The following is a 16,952-nucleotide window of genomic DNA, read 5'->3' as shown; positions in this document are numbered from 1 at the left end:
TTCGACGTTTTGAAGGAGGGTTTGTTGGATGATCGAAATCGAAAAGCCAAAAATTGAAGCGGTAGCTATCAACGAGGATGCTAAATACGGAAAGTTTGTTGTAGAACCATTAGAACGTGGTTATGGAACTACACTAGGGAATTCCCTACGTCGTATCCTGTTATCATCTCTTCCTGGTGCCGCTGTGACATCCGTACAAATTGAAGGAGTACTCCATGAGTTCTCTACAATTGAAGGTGTACACGAAGATGTAACTACTATTATTCTTAATCTTAAGAAGCTAGCAATGAAAGTCTACTCTGAAGAAGAGAAAACATTAGTAGTTGATGTGCAAGGCCCTGGAACGGTAACAGCTGGAGATATTACTCATGACAGCGACGTGGAGATCTTAAACCCTGACCTTCATATTGCTACCCTTTCTGCTAGTGCTCGCTTCCATATGAGAATTACTGCAATTCGTGGAAGAGGTTATGTACAAGCAGAAGGAAACAAGAATGATGAGCAGCCAATTGGTGTAATTCCAGTTGACTCTATCTTTACTCCTGTTTCTCGTGTAAACTACCAAGTTGAGAACACTCGTGTTGGCCAGGTAACTAACTATGACAAACTAACCCTCGACGTTTGGACAGATGGAAGCATACGACCTGAAGAAGCGGTATCGTTAGGGGCAAAGATTTTAAATGAACATTTAAATATTTTTGTCGGCTTAACAGATCAGGCTCAAAATGCTGAAATCATGGTCGAAAAAGAAGAGGACCAAAAAGAGAAAGTGCTTGAGATGACTATCGAAGAGCTTGATCTCTCAGTTCGCTCATATAACTGCCTGAAACGTGCTGGCATTAATACTGTCCAGGAACTTACTCATAAGTCTGAAGAAGACATGATGAAAGTTCGTAATCTAGGACGTAAATCACTAGAAGAAGTACAAGAAAAGCTTGAAGAACTTGGACTTGGACTACGCAACGAAGAATAGATAGATATACAAAGTTGTTGATCTAAGAAACAACAAAGGAGGGAATACTTCATGGCATACCAAAAGTTAGGTCGTACAAGTGATACGCGTAAAGCGTTATTCCGTGACCTTGTTACAGATTTGATCATTAATGAACGTATTGAAACGACAGAATCGAAAGCAAAAGAGCTTCGTTCTTTCATCGACAAAATGATTACACTTGGTAAGCGCGGTGATCTTCACGCTCGCCGTCAAGCAGCTTCTTTCGTTCGCAACGAAATCGCGGATAAAGAATCTGGCCAAGATGCACTTCAAAAACTATTCAGCGATATCGCTACTCGCTATGCGGAGCGCCAAGGCGGTTACACTCGTATCCGTAAACTTGGACCACGCCGCGGTGACGGTGCTGAAATGGTCATCATTGAGCTAGTTTAAATCGCACTCGATAAAAAGGGCGGGACAGGATCTCGACTATGGATACTGATTCTATGCCCTTTTTTAGTGCGTTTTTTTTATTAGCATAAGTAAGATTTAAAAGAGTGGTAGCATGCTGGTTGCCATTACCGAAAGCCTGGCAGATGCCGGGCTTTTTTTACTACGATTTATTCTTTCTAAAAAGCCAAATATGCTATTTTATGAGAGAGAATATTCACGACTGGTGTCTATGTGTCCTTATTCCATGCTGATAGGAAAAAGTGGCGGGGACATAAAAGCATCCGCCATTTTTTCGCACCAGCATATAGCAATGACTTGAATAGGACGATGGGTATACTAGTAGAGACAGAGAGTCAGGAGGAACGAATATGAGCGATTTAATATCCGTTCAAAATGTGTCATTTCGATATCAAAAAGAACACCCCTATGTGCTTAATGATGTATCGTTAACAGTTGAGAAGGGTGAGTGGCTTGCGATTGTGGGTCATAATGGCTCAGGGAAATCTACATTAGCTAGACACCTAAATGGATTGTTACAGCCAGAGAAGGGTGACATTCTTGTCGAAGGATACAATAGTAGAGACGAGGAAAGCATTTGGGAAATTAGAAGAAGAGTCGGTATTGTTTTTCAAAACCCTGACAATCAGTTTGTTGGTACGTCCGTGAGAGATGATGTAGCATTTGGCCTTGAGAATAATGGTGTTCCACGTGAAGAGATGCTAGAGCGCATAGGAGAAAGTATCAAAAGGGTTAAGATGGAGGAGTATGTTGACCAAGAACCTCATCGACTATCAGGTGGACAAAAGCAGAGAGTGGCAATAGCGGGTATCGTTGCTTTAAGACCATCTATCGTTATTTTGGATGAAGCAACTTCAATGCTTGACCCCGCTGGAAGAAAAGAAGTATTAGAGACGATGAGAGAGCTGAAAGAAGAAGAAGGAATGACTGTTATATCGATTACTCATGATCTCGAGGAAGCAGCAAAAGCTGATCGAATGATCGTGATGAATAAGGGTCAGATAATCGATGAAGGACTTCCATCAGCTATCTTTCAAAAGGGAGAAATGCTAGAGGAGATTGGTCTTGATTTGCCTTTCCCTTTGCAGATGCACCGAGCGTTGAAAGAAAGAGGATATCCTCTTGATTCGCTAACACTATCACAGGAGGATCTGGTAGACGCGATATGGACATTACAATCAAAGAATTAGAACATTTATATAGTAAAGGCACTCCGTTCGAGAGAACTGCACTGAAAGATGTGGATCTTTCTATTAAAAAAGGGACGTTTCTTTCTATTATCGGTCATACAGGGTCTGGTAAGTCCACTCTCATTCAGCATTTGAATGGGCTATTGAAGCCCACTGCGGGAAGTATTCGAATTGGTGACTTTCACATCAAATCTGGAGAGAAAGAAAAGCGTCTAAAAGAGTTGAGAAAACATGTAGGGGTTGTTTTCCAGTACCCCGAACACCAATTGTTTGAAGAAACAATCGAAAAGGATATTATTTTTGGTCCAATGAATTTTGGTGTATCTGAAGATGAGGCTAAGAAACGCGCTGCACAATTGATTGACCTTGTTGGGTTAGACCACTCATTTCTAGAACGGTCCCCCTTCGACTTGAGTGGAGGACAAATGAGGCGTGTTGCGATAGCTGGCGTTCTTGCGATGAAACCCTCTATTCTTATACTTGATGAGCCAACTGCAGGACTCGATCCTCGTGGTAGGAAAGAGATAATGGAGTTGTTTTATCGATTGCATCAAGAAGAGGGTCTAACAACGATTCTCGTTACTCACAGTATGGAAGATGCAGCGCGGTATTCTGATCGCATCGTTATTATGGAAAAAGGCACTGTTGCACTACAAGGAACACCGATGGAAGTTTTCAGTGATGCACATGCCCTTAAAGCACTGAGCCTCGACATCCCTGAAACAGTGCAGTTTATTAAACGTCTTGAAGAACGGTTTAACACGAAACTACCACACAGCGTTTTCACGTTAGATGGTACAGTTGAAGCTGCTGTCTCCCTTCTTAGAAAGGAGGAGCACTCATGATGCAAAACATTATTATCGGACAATATGTTCCTGGTAAGTCATATGTGCATAACTTGGATCCGAGAGCGAAACTATTAACAACGTTTTTATTTGTCATTATTGTTTTTCTTGCAAATAACTGGATCACCTATGCATTACTTGGTGCATTCACGTTGAGCGCAATTGTGGTGTCTCGTATTCCAATTCGTTTTATTTATAATGGATTAAAACCAATTCTTCTTATCATCATTCTCACATTCTTTCTGCATGTGTTTTTAACAAAAGAAGGACCATTACTCTTTAACCTAGGATTTATTGAGGTATACCAGGGCGGAGTTGAACAAGGGGTATTCATCTCCATGAGACTTTTATTTCTCATTATGATCACCTCACTCTTGACACTGACAACTACCCCTATCGATATTACAGTAGGACTCGAAACGCTTCTTGGGCCGTTTAAGCGGTTTGGTCTTCCTGTACATGAGTTTGCTCTAATGATGTCGATTGCGCTGAGGTTTATTCCAACGCTTCTTGAAGAAACTGAAAAGATTATGAAGGCACAGGCTGCACGAGGCGCGCAGTTCTCTAGTGGGCCGATTAAAGAGCGGCTAAAGAGTATTGTACCTTTACTCGTTCCTTTGTTTGTTAGTGCGTTCAAGCGTGCAGAGGACCTTGCAATGGCTATGGAAGCAAGAGGGTATCGAGGTGGAGAAGGAAGAACAAGCATCCGTTTGTTGAAATGGGAAGCAAAGGATAGTCTTTTGTTCGTATTCCTCCTAATCCTCTGTCTTGCCTTGATATTGCTTAGGAGCTAAGGGAGAGTGCGATGAGGATTAAATTGACGATTTCATATGATGGTACAGCTTTTAACGGCTATCAGATCCAGCCTAATGGGCGTACAGTGCAAGAAGAGTTGCAGCATGCCCTACAGAAGATTCATAAAGGAAAGGCAGTACATGTAACGGGTTCAGGCAGGACAGATGCTGGGGTCCATGCAGCAGGGCAAGTCGTACATTTCGATACGGATTTATGTATCCCTCTTGATCGATGGCCGAAAGCATTGAACGCGTTACTTCCGAATGACATAAGAACCCTTCGTGCTGATGAGGTGCCTTCAACGTTTCACGCTAGATATGGCGTTAAACGCAAAACGTATGTCTACCGTGTTGATAACAATGCTACTCCTGATGTCTTTCGAAGGAACTTCGTTATACATGAGCCGCGATCTCTTGCTATTTCAAATATGAAAGAAGCGGCAGCGCTGTTGATAGGAGAGCATGATTTCACATCCTTCTGTTCTGCGAGATCCGAAGTGAAAGACAAAGTTCGGGAGTTGTACAAGATTGATATCGAGGTCGAAAACAATGAAATCACTTTTCTGTTTGAAGGCAATGGCTTTTTATACAATATGGTACGGATTCTAACTGGTACGCTATTAGAAATAGGAAGAGGCGAGCGGGGGATTCATGATGTGGTGAATGTCTTAGAAGCGAGAGATCGCGACGCTGCTGGAAAAACGGCTCCTCCACAAGGACTCTATTTATGGAAAGTGTGTTATAGTAAGTAAGAAGTTAAAGCTTCAAAGAGCCTTGACATTTGGCTCTGTATGTTATAAGATATTCTTTGGTATTTCTACATCCACTAGCCCCGGATTTAGAAATCTAACTGACAACCGACAATCAATTTTAGGCAGTTTTTAAAATACATGGAATGACTTTAGGAGGGAAACTCATGCGTACGACATTTATGGCAAAAGGCCACGAAGTAGAACGCAAATGGTATGTCGTTGATGCTGAAGGTCAAACACTTGGCCGTCTTTCAAGTGAAGTAGCAGCGATCCTACGCGGAAAGAATAAACCAACATTTACACCTCACGTTGACACAGGTGATCACGTGATCATCCTTAACGCTGAGAAAATTGAACTTACAGGTAAGAAGCTTACTGACAAGATGTACTACCGTCACAGCGGACACCCAGGTGGTTTGAAATCAAGAACTGCTCTTGAAATGCGTACTAAGCGTTCTGAGCAAATGCTTGAACTTGCGATCAAAGGTATGCTTCCAAAGAATAGCCTTGGACGCCAGATGGCTAAAAAGCTTCACGTATACGCTGGAAGCGAGCACAACCATCAAGCACAACAGCCTGAAAAATACGAACTAAGAGGATAATAGAAGGAGGGACCCATTTTGGCACAAGTACAATACAACGGCACTGGCCGACGTAAAAACTCTGTAGCTCGCGTACGTCTACTACCTGGTAACGGACGCATGGTAGTAAACGGTCGCGAACTAGACAATTATTTTGACCTTGAAACACTTAAACTAATTTCTAAGCAGCCACTAGTTGAAACTGGCACTGAAGGCACTTACGATATCTTCGTAAACGTTAAAGGTGGCGGCTTCACTGGACAAGCTGGCGCAATCCGTCACGGAATTGCTCGTGCGCTACTTGAAGCTGACCCAGAATTCCGCGGCACTCTTAAGCGCGCTGGATTCCTAACTCGTGATGCTCGTATGAAAGAACGTAAGAAATACGGTCTTAAAGCAGCACGTCGTGCACCACAATTCTCAAAGCGTTAATAGCTTTATTCAAAAACCTCTGGCTTACAATAGCCGGAGGTTTTTTTATGCTCATTTATACGATTTTTCATTTCGAAGGAAATAATTCCAAAAAGACTGAATGAATTACCAACATCATTTTCGAATACTCTCTCTCTCTCGTTGAACACTAAATGGTAAAGAGTTATGAGAGGGTGGATGACTTGGATAACGTTATTACAGTATTTAAAGAACGACAGCGCCATAAACGCATTGAATTTGAGCGCCGTATTTTGACTGAGGTTTCCCTGTCTGAACTAACTGAAGACATTAAAGAGATGTTTTCGCCGTTTTTTTCTAATGCTATTTTATATAAGGGAGATGTAGAGAACGTGTGCATCGACATTGCTATTGAAGCGTACTTGCTTGGAGCGGAGTATAGTAAGTTTTCATGTCAGGGTGAACCGATGAGAAAGGTGCAGGAGCGGTGCTTTATACTAGAGAAGGCATTGATTGAAGCGCTGTTTGAGTATTGGACTTTTTGGCGGTCAAGTCATGGGTATGAAGATTCCCTTCAAATCGCGTGCGATGTATTTGTTTCTAGGTGGTGGAAAAAAGGCTATGAAAAGGGTGTAATGAGACGGCGTCTTCGTCTTCACTAACTTCTTAAACATTAATACGATTCAATACTATTTCCTTCACTCGTCCCATATAAATAAAGTAGGACAAAGTGAAGGGCGGTGTTGGAACAGTATGAAGAAGTGGTGGAAACGGCTAGGGGTCGCAGCTGGTGTTCTTGTTTTGCTTTTTATTATTAACTACAAATTTGCGATTGATCATTCATGGGATGCCTGGCACTTGCCATTATCCGGTCAAGTTATCGTGATCGATCCGGGACATGGCGGTCCTGACGGTGGCGCGGTAGGAAACAACGTTGTGGAAAAGGATGTTACCTTAGACATCTCTCTTAAGTTGCGTGATTACCTCCAGGAAGCTGGCGCACTCGTAATCATGACGCGGGAGACAGATACTGACTTAGCATCCGAAGGTACTAAGGGTCTTAGCAACCGTAAAGCAGAAGATCTTAGAAAGCGTGTTGAGATGATCAATGATTCTAGCAATGATATGTTCATAAGCATACATTTAAACGCTATTCCATCAGCTAAGTGGAGCGGCGCTCAAACTTTTTATAATCCAGCAAACGATGATAGTAAAGCACTTTCTCGATTTATTCAGTCCGAAATCAAGCGTAACCTAGAGAATACAAACCGCCTTGCGAAAAACTTAGACAATGTCTATGTACTGAGAGAAGCAGATATTACGGGATCACTTGTAGAAGTAGGGTTTTTATCGAATCCAACGGAGCGTGAATTACTGAAGACTGAAACGTATCAAAACAAAGTCGCTGCTTCTATTTATCAAGGAATCGTTAGATATGCAACAAATGAACCAGTGCCTGAAGAATAGGCGCTGGTTTTTTATATTATATACTTGAAAGCGCGACTCTCAAAATGGCTGGAATGATATGTTATACTAGCAATGTAATCGAATTCAGAGAAGGTGGTGCCCCAATGTTAACGAAAGATCAGGTCGTTGAATTATTAAATAAGGTGCAAGATCCTATCTTACATAAAAGTATTACAATTCGTGATGTGAAAACGAAGGAAGGCTATGTAAGTGTCAAAGTAGCACTTGCTCAAACAGAATCTGCTGAACAAATGAAAGTGCAGCAAGAAATAGTGAATATACTAAAAGAAGCTGGTGCGGAGTCAGTAGGATTGCGGTTTGAGCAGTTAGCAGACGATGAGCTTCCAGAAGGAGCTTCCGCTAACCCTGATTTGCCACCTTTGTTATCGCCTGAAAGCAAAACACAGTTTATTGCAGTAGCAAGTGGTAAAGGCGGTGTTGGGAAATCCACTGTAACCGTAAACCTTGCAACTTCACTTGCAAGATTAGGTAAAAAAGTTGGCATAATTGACGCGGATATTTATGGATTTAGTGTTCCGGATATGATGGGCATTGAAACTCGTCCAAAGGTTGTGCAGGAGAAAATCTACCCAGTTGAGCGTTTTGGTGTGAAGGTCATGTCGATGGCGTTCTTCGTTGAAGATAATGCACCAGTCATTTGGCGCGGACCAATGCTCGGCAAAATGCTGAATAACTTCTTTAGTGAAGTTGAGTGGGGAGAACTCGACTATCTACTTCTCGATCTTCCTCCAGGTACTGGGGATGTGGCGCTCGATGTTCACACGATGCTACCCGCTTCAAAGGAGATTATTGTTACTACTCCGCATGCAACAGCAGCATTTGTAGCTGCTAGGGCGGGTGCTATGGCTTTGAAAACAAAGCATGAAGTTCTTGGTGTAGTGGAAAACATGGCTTACTTTGAAAGTAATGTAACAGGAGAGAAGGAATATGTATTTGGTCAGGGAGGTGGAGAGAAGCTAGCTTCCGAACTTTCCACAGATCTATTGGGCAAACTTCCTCTTGGGCAACCTGATTATGACGAAGAGGACTTTGCGCCTTCTATTTACCAAACGGATCACCCGATCGGTAAGCAGTATTTAGAAATCGCAAATGAAATCATTTCAAAAACGGAATAAGATGAGAAAGGACATGCTGTCCCTAGCATGTCCTTTCTTCTTACTTATTCTTGACCACCTGTATCTTCGCTACCGGCTTTATCTTCACTCGATTTCTGGTCTTCGTTCTCTTTGCCACTGTCTTTAGATTCAGATTCTTTGTTTTGTTCAGGGCTTGCTTTCGTTAGCATCTGCTGAAGTTTCGCTTGGAACAGAGGACTATCGAATGTCTCGGTGATGAGCTCTTTAATTTGTTTTCTTGATTGTTTACTCTCTAGAAGTTGAAGGTACTGTTTCTCCATTTCAGGGTCTTGTAGCAGGTCCATCATCTTTTCTTGAAAATCAGGATCATCCATAAGTGATTTGAAAAGCTTCTCGTTTTCACTTTGAATATTTTTGGCGAAGTTCTCAACAAACTTAGGATCCTTAAGTAACTCTTGCCAGTATTTCTTACCTTCTTCTGATGTTAGTACTTTCTGAATGGTTTCTTTTACAAAAGGTTGTTCCATTATCAGCTGCTGTTTCATTTTTTCATCCGACATAACTTCCTGGATTGCCTTTTTTCCATCATCTGTTTTCAATAGGTCAACAAGCATTTTTTTTGTTTCTTCGTAATTGGCTTCAGAACCCTCTGCAGCTCCAGAAGCGCACCCGGCTGTAATTAGAAGGATTGCTAATCCGAGAGTAAGCAGATTGAATCGTGGACTCATATCGCTTATGCTCCTTTCAGATATTATTATCCTTAATATTAGGCGATTTTTCGAAATTATACCCATAGATTGATGGAAGGCTGGCATTTTGTAAAAGGCATTGGTACAATTCTACAGAGAAGTATCATTATTAACATCGGGGGCTTGATTGTGAAGACAAGAAATCTTGTTTACTTATTCTTTTCAACCCTTCTGATTGGATCAACGGCAGGAATGGTAACAGGCCTAGCTATGGAGTGGACGCAGTATTGGAATGATTTAAAGAATGGAGAAATTGTTTCGTTCTTGATCGTTATGCTCTGGCTTCTTGGAGTATCCAGTATCTTTAGTTTGATTAGTCAGATGGGTTTTTTTGCATACTTAACAATTCATCGTTTTGGTCTAGGGATTTTCAAATCAGTTAAACTTTGGAACACGATACAGGTCGTTCTTATAGCGGTAGCGCTATTCGATCTTGTTTATTTCAGGTATGTAGTATTTGCTGAACCTGGAGATAGTTTGATTGGCTATATTGGTGTTGCGCTACTTCTATTAGTGGTCGGACTTGTAACGGCTTATATCAAAAGGAGAGAAACAAACAAGCATGCCTTTATTCCAGCTTTATTCTTTATTGTAGTTGTAACCATTTTAGAGTGGATACCAGGACTCCAAAGTGATGATCAAAAATGGGTCTGGTTAATCTTAATCCCATTGTTGGTTAGTAACGTGTGGCAAGTCCTCACATTACATCGAATTACTGAAACCAAGAACTCGTAAATACATGAACTATAGTTAAAGCAGCTCTGCGTGAATAGCAGAGCTGCTTTATTTTACTTCTTTACTATTAATAGTAGCATTGGATATTAGTTCACTCACAGTGACAAAGTCATAACCTTTCTTTTTCAGTTGTGAAATTAGTTCTGGAAGAGCGGCATCTGTTTGTTTCGCCGAATCTGATGCATGGAGAAGAATGATGTCTCCGGCATTCGCATCTTTTACGACATTCGTCACGATGTCAGATGCACCTGGGTTTTTCCAGTCGTTAGAATCTAAACTCCAATGGACTACAGTATAATTCAGTTTATTCGATACTTCTAAAACCCTTTTATTAAAGTTACCATTTGGAGGTCTAATAAGTTCTGTTTGTACACCTGATACTTTTTTGATTGCTTCTTGAGCACGTATAATGTCTTTTCGCATTTCTAAATCTTCCATCGAAGTGTAGTTTTCGTAACGATATCCAAGACTTCCTATTTCGTGTCCGGCTTTTACAATTTGTTCTACGATCTCCGGGTGGCGTTCTGCCCAAGCCCCCGAAAGGAAGAATGAAGCCGAAATGTTATTCTTGTTTAATTCTTCTAGTATGGGAACTGCTTTTGTCTCCCCCCAGCTTATATCAAATGTTAAAGCCAACTGTTTACCTTGACTTTTCACCTGATCAATCGCTAAAGGGGTACCGTTCGAAGTAAAGACTGCAAGGTCTCTTCCTTCCACAAATAGAATGAGTGCCGCAAAGAATGCAGCGGCTATAATAACCATGCTTTGTTTAATTCTTTTTCCTCGCCATACCCAAAAAAACTTCATCTCGCACCTCCTTTGTCCCATTCATATGCGCTGTCCTAGGCAACTATGTACAAAGTCTCTTTCTTCAACACATAAAGGTTCGATGGTATGGTCATAATGGTTTGAGGAAGGAGGTTATATCATGATGGGCTTTCTACTTAGCGATAAAGAAGTAAAGGAAATGGAATATCTTCTTAAGCGGGAGATGGAGGAGATGCTATTGAATCTTGATGATGATCGGATAGAGAGGATCGTTAAACGAGCGATGGAGGAGCGGTACCGGCTTCTACTTGGAATGTATAAAAGAACAGCGTCAACTAGTGAGGTTGCGAAGTACATCAGGATCTTAAAAAAAGATACAAATTAAATTTAAAAAACCTATTGCAAAATAATAGTTCAACCTGTATAGTTATAAAAGTCGCCGATAACAAACGGCCGACACGAAATAAAAAACAAAAAAGTTGTTGACTTCGATTGAGTTAATGTGTTACATTAATAAAGTCGCTGAAAACGACATTGAAAGAAACAAATCGATCTTTGAAAACTGAACGAAACGCCATGCAAGAAATTGTTTCTACGGAAACAACAAGTTTTAAAGCTAGATTAGACTTTCTATCGGAGAGTTTGATCCTGGCTCAGGACGAACGCTGGCGGCGTGCCTAATACATGCAAGTCGAGCGGAGAAATGGGAGCTTGCTCCTATTTCTCAGCGGCGGACGGGTGAGTAACACGTGGGCAACCTGCCCTACAGACTGGGATAACTCCGGGAAACCGGAGCTAATACCGGGTAATACATAGCATCGCATGATGCAACGTTGAAAGTTGGCCTTTGGCTAACACTGTAGGATGGGCCCGCGGCGCATTAGCTAGTTGGTAAGGTAATGGCTTACCAAGGCAACGATGCGTAGCCGACCTGAGAGGGTGATCGGCCACACTGGGACTGAGACACGGCCCAGACTCCTACGGGAGGCAGCAGTAGGGAATCTTCCGCAATGGACGAAAGTCTGACGGAGCAACGCCGCGTGAGTGACGAAGGCTTTCGGGTCGTAAAGCTCTGTTGTTAGGGAAGAACAAGTACCGTTCGAATAGGGCGGTACCTTGACGGTACCTAACCAGAAAGCCACGGCTAACTACGTGCCAGCAGCCGCGGTAATACGTAGGTGGCAAGCGTTGTCCGGAATTATTGGGCGTAAAGCGCGCGCAGGCGGTCTCTTAAGTCTGATGTGAAAGCCCACGGCTCAACCGTGGAGGGCCATTGGAAACTGGGGGACTTGAGTGCAGAAGAGGAGAGTGGAATTCCACGTGTAGCGGTGAAATGCGTAGATATGTGGAGGAACACCAGTGGCGAAGGCGGCTCTCTGGTCTGTAACTGACGCTGAGGCGCGAAAGCGTGGGGAGCGAACAGGATTAGATACCCTGGTAGTCCACGCCGTAAACGATGAGTGCTAGGTGTTGGGGGGTTCCACCCTCAGTGCTGAAGTTAACACATTAAGCACTCCGCCTGGGGAGTACGACCGCAAGGTTGAAACTCAAAGGAATTGACGGGGGCCCGCACAAGCAGTGGAGCATGTGGTTTAATTCGAAGCAACGCGAAGAACCTTACCAGGTCTTGACATCCTCTGCCACTCCTAGAGATAGGACGTTCCCCTTCGGGGGACAGAGTGACAGGTGGTGCATGGTTGTCGTCAGCTCGTGTCGTGAGATGTTGGGTTAAGTCCCGCAACGAGCGCAACCCTTGATCTTAGTTGCCAGCATTCAGTTGGGCACTCTAAGGTGACTGCCGGTGACAAACCGGAGGAAGGTGGGGACGACGTCAAATCATCATGCCCCTTATGACCTGGGCTACACACGTGCTACAATGGACGGTACAAAGGGCTGCGACACCGCGAGGTGAAGCGAATCCCATAAAGCCGTTCTCAGTTCGGATTGTAGGCTGCAACTCGCCTACATGAAGCCGGAATTGCTAGTAATCGCGGATCAGCATGCCGCGGTGAATACGTTCCCGGGCCTTGTACACACCGCCCGTCACACCACGAGAGTTTGTAACACCCGAAGTCGGTGAGGTAACCTTTTGGAGCCAGCCGCCGAAGGTGGGACAAATGATTGGGGTGAAGTCGTAACAAGGTAGCCGTATCGGAAGGTGCGGCTGGATCACCTCCTTTCTATGGAGAATTACGAGGCAACATTGGTTGCCAAACTTGCATGAGCGTTTCGTTTAGTTTTGAAAGAATGATTATATTCTTTCAAAACAGGCTAATTTGATGAAGCATTAGCGGATTCAAGAAGTAGCCACGTTCCTTGAAAACTAGATAGCATAAACAACGACATCCAATAAAGAATTATTTTTTGCGTTATTTCTTAGTTAGTCACATCTTACGATGTGCAACATCAATGACGAGTTAGAAGCGAGAAATTCGAGGCGGCGAAATTCCGGAGGAGCGGAGCGTATTTATATACGTGAGCACCGGAGGAATGAAGCCAACGAAGAAGTTCGACGCTAATAACGAAGTCATAAGGTTAAGCTACTAAGGGCGCACGGTGGATGCCTTGGCACTAGAAGCCGATGAAGGACGGGACGAACACCGATATGCTTCGGGGAGCAGTAAGTACGCTTTGATCCGGAGATTTCCGAATGGGGGAACCCACCATCCGTAATGGGATGGTATCTATTTCTGAATACATAGGAGATAGAAGGCATACCCGGGGAACTGAAACATCTCAGTACCCGGAGGAAGAGAAAGCAATCGCGATTTCCTGAGTAGCGGCGAGCGAAACGGAATCAGCCCAAACCAGAGGGCTTGCCCTCTGGGGTTGTAGGACGTCTCATTGGAGTTACAAAGGCACGGATAGACGAAGCGACCTGGAAAGGTCCATCAGAGAAGGTAACAATCCTGTAGTCAAAATCCGCTGCCCTCCGAGACGGATCCTGAGTACGGCGGGACACGTGAAACCCCGTCGGAATCCGGGAGGACCATCTCCCAAGGCTAAATACTCTCTAGTGACCGATAGTGAACCAGTACCGTGAGGGAAAGGTGAAAAGCACCCCGGAAGGGGAGTGAAAGAGAACCTGAAACCGTGTGCCTACAACTAGTTGGAGCCCGTTAATGGGTGACAGCGTGCCTTTTGTAGAATGAACCGGCGAGTTACGATCCCGTGCAAGGTTAAGCCGAGAAGGCGGAGCCGCAGCGAAAGCGAGTCTGAATAGGGCGAAATAGTACGTGGTCGTAGACCCGAAACCGGGTGATCTACCCATGTCCAGGGTGAAGTTCAGGTAACACTGAATGGAGGCCCGAACCCACGCATGTTGAAAAATGCGGGGATGAGGTGTGGGTAGCGGTGAAATGCCAATCGAACCCGGAGATAGCTGGTTCTCTCCGAAATAGCTTTAGGGCTAGCCTCGCGGCAAGAATCTTGGAGGTAGAGCACTGATTGGACTAGGGGTCCCTACCGGATTACCGAATCCAGTCAAACTCCGAATGCCAACGATTTATCCGCGGGAGTCAGACTGCGAGTGATAAGATCCGTAGTCGAGAGGGAAACAGCCCAGACCACCAGCTAAGGTCCCAAAGTATACGTTAAGTGGAAAAGGATGTGGCGTTGCTTAGACAACCAGGATGTTGGCTTAGAAGCAGCCATCATTTAAAGAGTGCGTAATAGCTCACTGGTCGAGTGACGCTGCGCCGAAAATGTACCGGGGCTAAACGTATCACCGAAGCTGTGGATTGTCTTACGACAATGGTAGGAGAGCGTTCTAAGGGCTGCGAAGTCAGACCGAAAGGACTGGTGGAGCGCTTAGAAGTGAGAATGCCGGTATGAGTAGCGAAAGACAAGTGAGAATCTTGTCCGTCGAAAGCCCAAGGTTTCCTGAGGAAGGCTCGTCCGCTCAGGGTTAGTCGGGACCTAAGCCGAGGCCGAAAGGCGTAGGCGATGGATAACAGGTTGATATTCCTGTACCACCTCCTTTCCGTTTGAACGACGGGGGGACGCAGAAAGATAGGGAGAGCGCGCTGCTGGAAATGCGCGTCCAAGCGATTAGGCTGGTGAATAGGCAAATCCGTTCACCGCGAAGGCTGAGTCGTGATGGCGAGGGAATTAAGTACCGAAGTCCCTGATTCTACACTGCCAAGAAAAGCCTCTAGTGAGGAAAGAGGTGCCCGTACCGCAAACCGACACAGGTAGGCGAGGAGAGAATCCTAAGACGATCGGGAGAACTCTCGTTAAGGAACTCGGCAAAATGACCCCGTAACTTCGGGAGAAGGGGTGCTTCCTCGGGTGAATAGCCCAGGGGAGCCGCAGTGAAAAGATCCAAGCGACTGTTTAGCAAAAACACAGGTCTCTGCCAAGCCGCAAGGCGATGTATAGGGGCTGACACCTGCCCGGTGCTGGAAGGTTAAGAGGAGGGGTTATCCCTTACGGGAGAAGCTCTGAATCGAAGCCCCAGTAAACGGCGGCCGTAACTATAACGGTCCTAAGGTAGCGAAATTCCTTGTCGGGTAAGTTCCGACCCGCACGAAAGGTGCAACGACTTGGATACTGTCTCAACGAGAGACCCGGTGAAATTATAGTACCTGTGAAGATGCAGGTTACCCGCGACAGGACGGAAAGACCCCATGGAGCTTTACTGTAGCCTGATATTGGATTTTGGTACAGCTTGTACAGGATAGGTAGGAGCCATAGAAGCCGGACCGCTAGGTTCGGTGGAGGCGTCGGTGGGATACTACCCTGGCTGTACTGACATTCTAACCCAGCACCGTGATCCGGTGCGGAGACAGTGTCAGGTGGGCAGTTTGACTGGGGCGGTCGCCTCCTAAAGAGTAACGGAGGCGCCCAAAGGTTCCCTCAGAATGGTTGGAAATCATTCGCAGAGTGTAAAGGCACAAGGGAGCTTGACTGCGAGACCTACAAGTCGAGCAGGGACGAAAGTCGGGCTTAGTGATCCGGTGGTTCCGCATGGAAGGGCCATCGCTCAACGGATAAAAGCTACCCTGGGGATAACAGGCTTATCTCCCCCAAGAGTCCACATCGACGGGGAGGTTTGGCACCTCGATGTCGGCTCATCGCATCCTGGGGCTGAAGTAGGTCCCAAGGGTTGGGCTGTTCGCCCATTAAAGCGGTACGCGAGCTGGGTTCAGAACGTCGTGAGACAGTTCGGTCCCTATCCGTCGCGGGCGCAGGAAATTTGAGAGGAGCTGTCCTTAGTACGAGAGGACCGGGATGGACACACCGCTGGTGTACCAGTTGTTCCGCCAGGAGCATAGCTGGGTAGCTACGTGTGGAAGGGATAAGTGCTGAAAGCATCTAAGCATGAAGCCCCCCTCGAGATGAGATTTCCCACAGCGTCAAGCTGGTAAGATCCCTCAGAGATGATGAGGTTGATAGGTTCGGGGTGGAAGCGTGGCGACACGTGGAGCTGACGAATACTAATCGATCGAGGGCTTAACCTAAAAACATTGGAATACGTTGTTGATTGCTATCTAGTTTTCAGGGAATGAAAAAAAGTCCTTGATTTTATTTCAAGCATATAGTAATATATATCTTGTCCTTGGTTAAACACTTTGTGGTGGAACAACCATTGATTAGTCTGGTGATGAAGGCGAAGAGGTCACACCCGTTCCCATGCCGAACACGGAAGTTAAGCTCTTCAGCGCCGATGGTAGTTGGGGGATCTCCCCCTGCAAGAGTAGGACGTCGCCAGGCTAGTCATTATTCCACAGTAGCTCAGTGGTAGAGCAATCGGCTGTTAACCGATCGGTCGTAGGTTCGAATCCTACCTGTGGAGCCATTTGCTTCCATAGCTCAGCAGGTAGAGCACTTCCATGGTAAGGAAGGGGTCATCGGTTCGAATCCGGTTGGAAGCTCCAGACAATAAGGCCCGTTGGTCAAGCGGTTAAGACACCGCCCTTTCACGGCGGTAACACGGGTTCGAATCCCGTACGGGTCACCATTTTTCAAAGAAGCTTACGGGCTTCTCACCCAAGGGTTCCCCCGCAAGATGCAATCTCAAGAAGATTAGCAGCGGGACTAGCTATCGCGTCGGAATTCCGTACGGGTCACCAACATCAATTTAATTTATTTTTACTCTGTGGAGGATTAGCTCAGCTGGGAGAGCATCTGCCTTACAAGCAGAGGGTCGGCGGTTCGAGCCCGTCATCCTCCACCAT

The 16,952-nt window shown here is 45.0% G+C and carries 15 protein-coding genes, 4 tRNA genes and 3 rRNA genes; 20 read left to right on the top strand and 2 right to left on the bottom strand.

The annotated features are described in order from the left end of the window. The first annotated feature begins 28 nt into the window (after positions 1-28). The 11 genes from SJY16_RS00110 to SJY16_RS00060 all read left to right on the top strand — a co-directional run bounded on the left by SJY16_RS00110 (position 29) and on the right by SJY16_RS00060 (position 8,560). Positions 29-973: a DNA-directed RNA polymerase subunit alpha gene (locus SJY16_RS00110; protein WP_377887079.1), complete on the top strand. Its 945-nt coding sequence runs from the start codon at positions 29-31 to the stop codon at positions 971-973. Between the two features lie 51 nt (positions 974-1,024). Next, positions 1,025-1,387 carry a 50S ribosomal protein L17 gene (gene rplQ / locus SJY16_RS00105; protein ID WP_224885180.1) on the top strand — a complete coding sequence of 121 codons (363 nt, stop codon included), beginning with the start codon at positions 1,025-1,027 and terminating at the stop codon, positions 1,385-1,387. A gap of 368 nt (positions 1,388-1,755) precedes the next feature. Next, complete coding sequence (locus tag SJY16_RS00100; RefSeq protein WP_377887078.1) at positions 1,756-2,595, top strand: energy-coupling factor ABC transporter ATP-binding protein; 840 nt, start codon at positions 1,756-1,758, stop codon at positions 2,593-2,595. Next, a complete protein-coding gene (locus tag SJY16_RS00095) occupies positions 2,571-3,440 on the top strand; it encodes an energy-coupling factor ABC transporter ATP-binding protein (protein WP_377887077.1) in 870 nt (289 codons plus the stop codon). Before SJY16_RS00100 ends, SJY16_RS00095 begins: the two co-directional genes overlap by 25 nt. Beyond that, on the top strand, positions 3,437-4,234 hold the full coding sequence (locus tag SJY16_RS00090) for an energy-coupling factor transporter transmembrane component T family protein (RefSeq protein WP_377887076.1): 798 nt from the start codon (positions 3,437-3,439) through the stop codon (positions 4,232-4,234). The genes SJY16_RS00095 and SJY16_RS00090 overlap by 4 nt, the downstream gene beginning before the upstream one ends. An 11-nt stretch (positions 4,235-4,245) precedes the next feature. Then, positions 4,246-4,986, top strand: coding sequence for a tRNA pseudouridine(38-40) synthase TruA (gene truA, locus SJY16_RS00085; RefSeq protein ID WP_377887075.1), 741 nt, complete (start codon positions 4,246-4,248; stop codon positions 4,984-4,986). 164 nt (positions 4,987-5,150) lie between these two features. Next, a complete protein-coding gene (gene rplM, locus SJY16_RS00080) occupies positions 5,151-5,588 on the top strand; it encodes a 50S ribosomal protein L13 (RefSeq protein WP_377887073.1) in 438 nt (145 codons plus the stop codon). A gap of 18 nt (positions 5,589-5,606) precedes the next feature. Next, on the top strand, positions 5,607-5,999 hold the full coding sequence (gene rpsI, locus SJY16_RS00075) for a 30S ribosomal protein S9 (protein ID WP_377887072.1): 393 nt from the start codon (positions 5,607-5,609) through the stop codon (positions 5,997-5,999). A gap of 182 nt (positions 6,000-6,181) precedes the next feature. Next, the gene (locus tag SJY16_RS00070; RefSeq protein ID WP_377887071.1) at positions 6,182-6,619 is read left to right on the top strand and encodes a DUF2521 family protein; all 438 of its coding nucleotides are present in this window, start codon (positions 6,182-6,184) and stop codon (positions 6,617-6,619) included. 91 nt (positions 6,620-6,710) lie between these two features. Then, the gene (cwlD, locus tag SJY16_RS00065; RefSeq protein ID WP_377887069.1) at positions 6,711-7,424 is read left to right on the top strand and encodes an N-acetylmuramoyl-L-alanine amidase CwlD; all 714 of its coding nucleotides are present in this window, start codon (positions 6,711-6,713) and stop codon (positions 7,422-7,424) included. 104 nt (positions 7,425-7,528) lie between these two features. Continuing rightward, positions 7,529-8,560: an Mrp/NBP35 family ATP-binding protein gene (locus SJY16_RS00060; RefSeq protein ID WP_377887068.1), complete on the top strand. Its 1,032-nt coding sequence runs from the start codon at positions 7,529-7,531 to the stop codon at positions 8,558-8,560. 44 nt (positions 8,561-8,604) lie between these two features. Here the strand turns inward: SJY16_RS00060 and gerD are convergent, their stop codons facing one another. Then, the gene (gerD, locus tag SJY16_RS00055) at positions 8,605-9,249 is read right to left on the bottom strand and encodes a spore germination lipoprotein GerD (RefSeq protein ID WP_377887067.1); all 645 of its coding nucleotides are present in this window, start codon (positions 9,247-9,249) and stop codon (positions 8,605-8,607) included. Positions 9,250-9,399: 150 nt separating this feature from the next. Here gerD and SJY16_RS00050 point away from each other — a divergent pair, with 150 nt between their 5' ends. After that, positions 9,400-10,005 (top strand): KinB-signaling pathway activation protein, encoded by a 606-nt coding sequence (locus SJY16_RS00050; RefSeq protein WP_377887066.1) that lies wholly within the window; start codon positions 9,400-9,402, stop codon positions 10,003-10,005. Between the two features lie 48 nt (positions 10,006-10,053). On the opposite strand, the gene pdaB is transcribed toward SJY16_RS00050, so the two are convergent. After that, positions 10,054-10,812 carry a polysaccharide deacetylase family sporulation protein PdaB gene (gene pdaB / locus SJY16_RS00045; RefSeq protein ID WP_377887065.1) on the bottom strand — a complete coding sequence of 253 codons (759 nt, stop codon included), beginning with the start codon at positions 10,810-10,812 and terminating at the stop codon, positions 10,054-10,056. Between the two features lie 121 nt (positions 10,813-10,933). On the opposite strand from pdaB, the gene SJY16_RS00040 reads away from it, so the two are divergent. The 8 genes from SJY16_RS00040 (at position 10,934) to SJY16_RS00005 (ending at position 16,951) form a co-directional block, all read left to right on the top strand. Next, positions 10,934-11,158, top strand: coding sequence for a hypothetical protein (locus tag SJY16_RS00040; RefSeq protein WP_377887064.1), 225 nt, complete (start codon positions 10,934-10,936; stop codon positions 11,156-11,158). A 245-nt stretch (positions 11,159-11,403) separates the two neighbouring features. Further along, a 16S ribosomal RNA gene (locus SJY16_RS00035) occupies positions 11,404-12,953 on the top strand. A 353-nt stretch (positions 12,954-13,306) separates the two neighbouring features. Next, positions 13,307-16,235 (top strand): 23S ribosomal RNA (locus SJY16_RS00030). Positions 16,236-16,371: 136 nt separating this feature from the next. Then, positions 16,372-16,488, top strand: a 5S ribosomal RNA gene (gene rrf / locus SJY16_RS00025). The 16S, 23S and 5S rRNA genes sit together here with 4 tRNA genes alongside, the layout of an rRNA operon. A 10-nt stretch (positions 16,489-16,498) precedes the next feature. Further along, a tRNA-Asn gene (locus tag SJY16_RS00020) sits at positions 16,499-16,573 on the top strand. Between the two features lie 3 nt (positions 16,574-16,576). Continuing rightward, a tRNA-Thr gene (locus SJY16_RS00015) sits at positions 16,577-16,652 on the top strand. Positions 16,653-16,660: 8 nt separating this feature from the next. Next, a tRNA-Glu gene (locus SJY16_RS00010) sits at positions 16,661-16,735 on the top strand. Positions 16,736-16,875: 140 nt separating this feature from the next. Continuing rightward, a tRNA-Val gene (locus tag SJY16_RS00005) sits at positions 16,876-16,951 on the top strand. The last annotated feature ends 1 nt before the right edge of the window (position 16,952 follow it).

It is taken from the genome of Alkalihalobacillus sp. R86527 (assembly GCF_042466185.1).
GTDB lineage: Bacteria > Bacillota > Bacilli > Bacillales > Guptibacillaceae > Guptibacillus.
Note: the sequence above shows the minus strand (reverse complement) of the source record. Positions and strands in the feature narration are given on the sequence as shown.

Excerpts from the sequence above, each read along its gene's own strand:
- pdaB (WP_377887065.1), bottom strand. The coding sequence starts at position 10,812 with ATGAAGTTTTTTTGGGTATGGCGAGGAAAAAGAATTAAACAAAGCATG.
- rplQ (WP_224885180.1), top strand. The coding sequence starts at position 1,025 with ATGGCATACCAAAAGTTAGGTCGTACAAGTGATACGCGTAAAGCGTTA.
- SJY16_RS00040 (WP_377887064.1), top strand. The coding sequence starts at position 10,934 with ATGATGGGCTTTCTACTTAGCGATAAAGAAGTAAAGGAAATGGAATAT.
- SJY16_RS00110 (WP_377887079.1), top strand. The coding sequence starts at position 29 with ATGATCGAAATCGAAAAGCCAAAAATTGAAGCGGTAGCTATCAACGAG.
- SJY16_RS00090 (WP_377887076.1), top strand. The coding sequence starts at position 3,437 with ATGATGCAAAACATTATTATCGGACAATATGTTCCTGGTAAGTCATAT.
- truA (WP_377887075.1), top strand. The coding sequence starts at position 4,246 with ATGAGGATTAAATTGACGATTTCATATGATGGTACAGCTTTTAACGGC.
- gerD (WP_377887067.1), bottom strand. The coding sequence starts at position 9,249 with ATGAGTCCACGATTCAATCTGCTTACTCTCGGATTAGCAATCCTTCTA.
- cwlD (WP_377887069.1), top strand. The coding sequence starts at position 6,711 with ATGAAGAAGTGGTGGAAACGGCTAGGGGTCGCAGCTGGTGTTCTTGTT.
- SJY16_RS00095 (WP_377887077.1), top strand. The coding sequence starts at position 2,571 with ATGGACATTACAATCAAAGAATTAGAACATTTATATAGTAAAGGCACT.
- SJY16_RS00100 (WP_377887078.1), top strand. The coding sequence starts at position 1,756 with ATGAGCGATTTAATATCCGTTCAAAATGTGTCATTTCGATATCAAAAA.
- rplM (WP_377887073.1), top strand. The coding sequence starts at position 5,151 with ATGCGTACGACATTTATGGCAAAAGGCCACGAAGTAGAACGCAAATGG.
- SJY16_RS00060 (WP_377887068.1), top strand. The coding sequence starts at position 7,529 with ATGTTAACGAAAGATCAGGTCGTTGAATTATTAAATAAGGTGCAAGAT.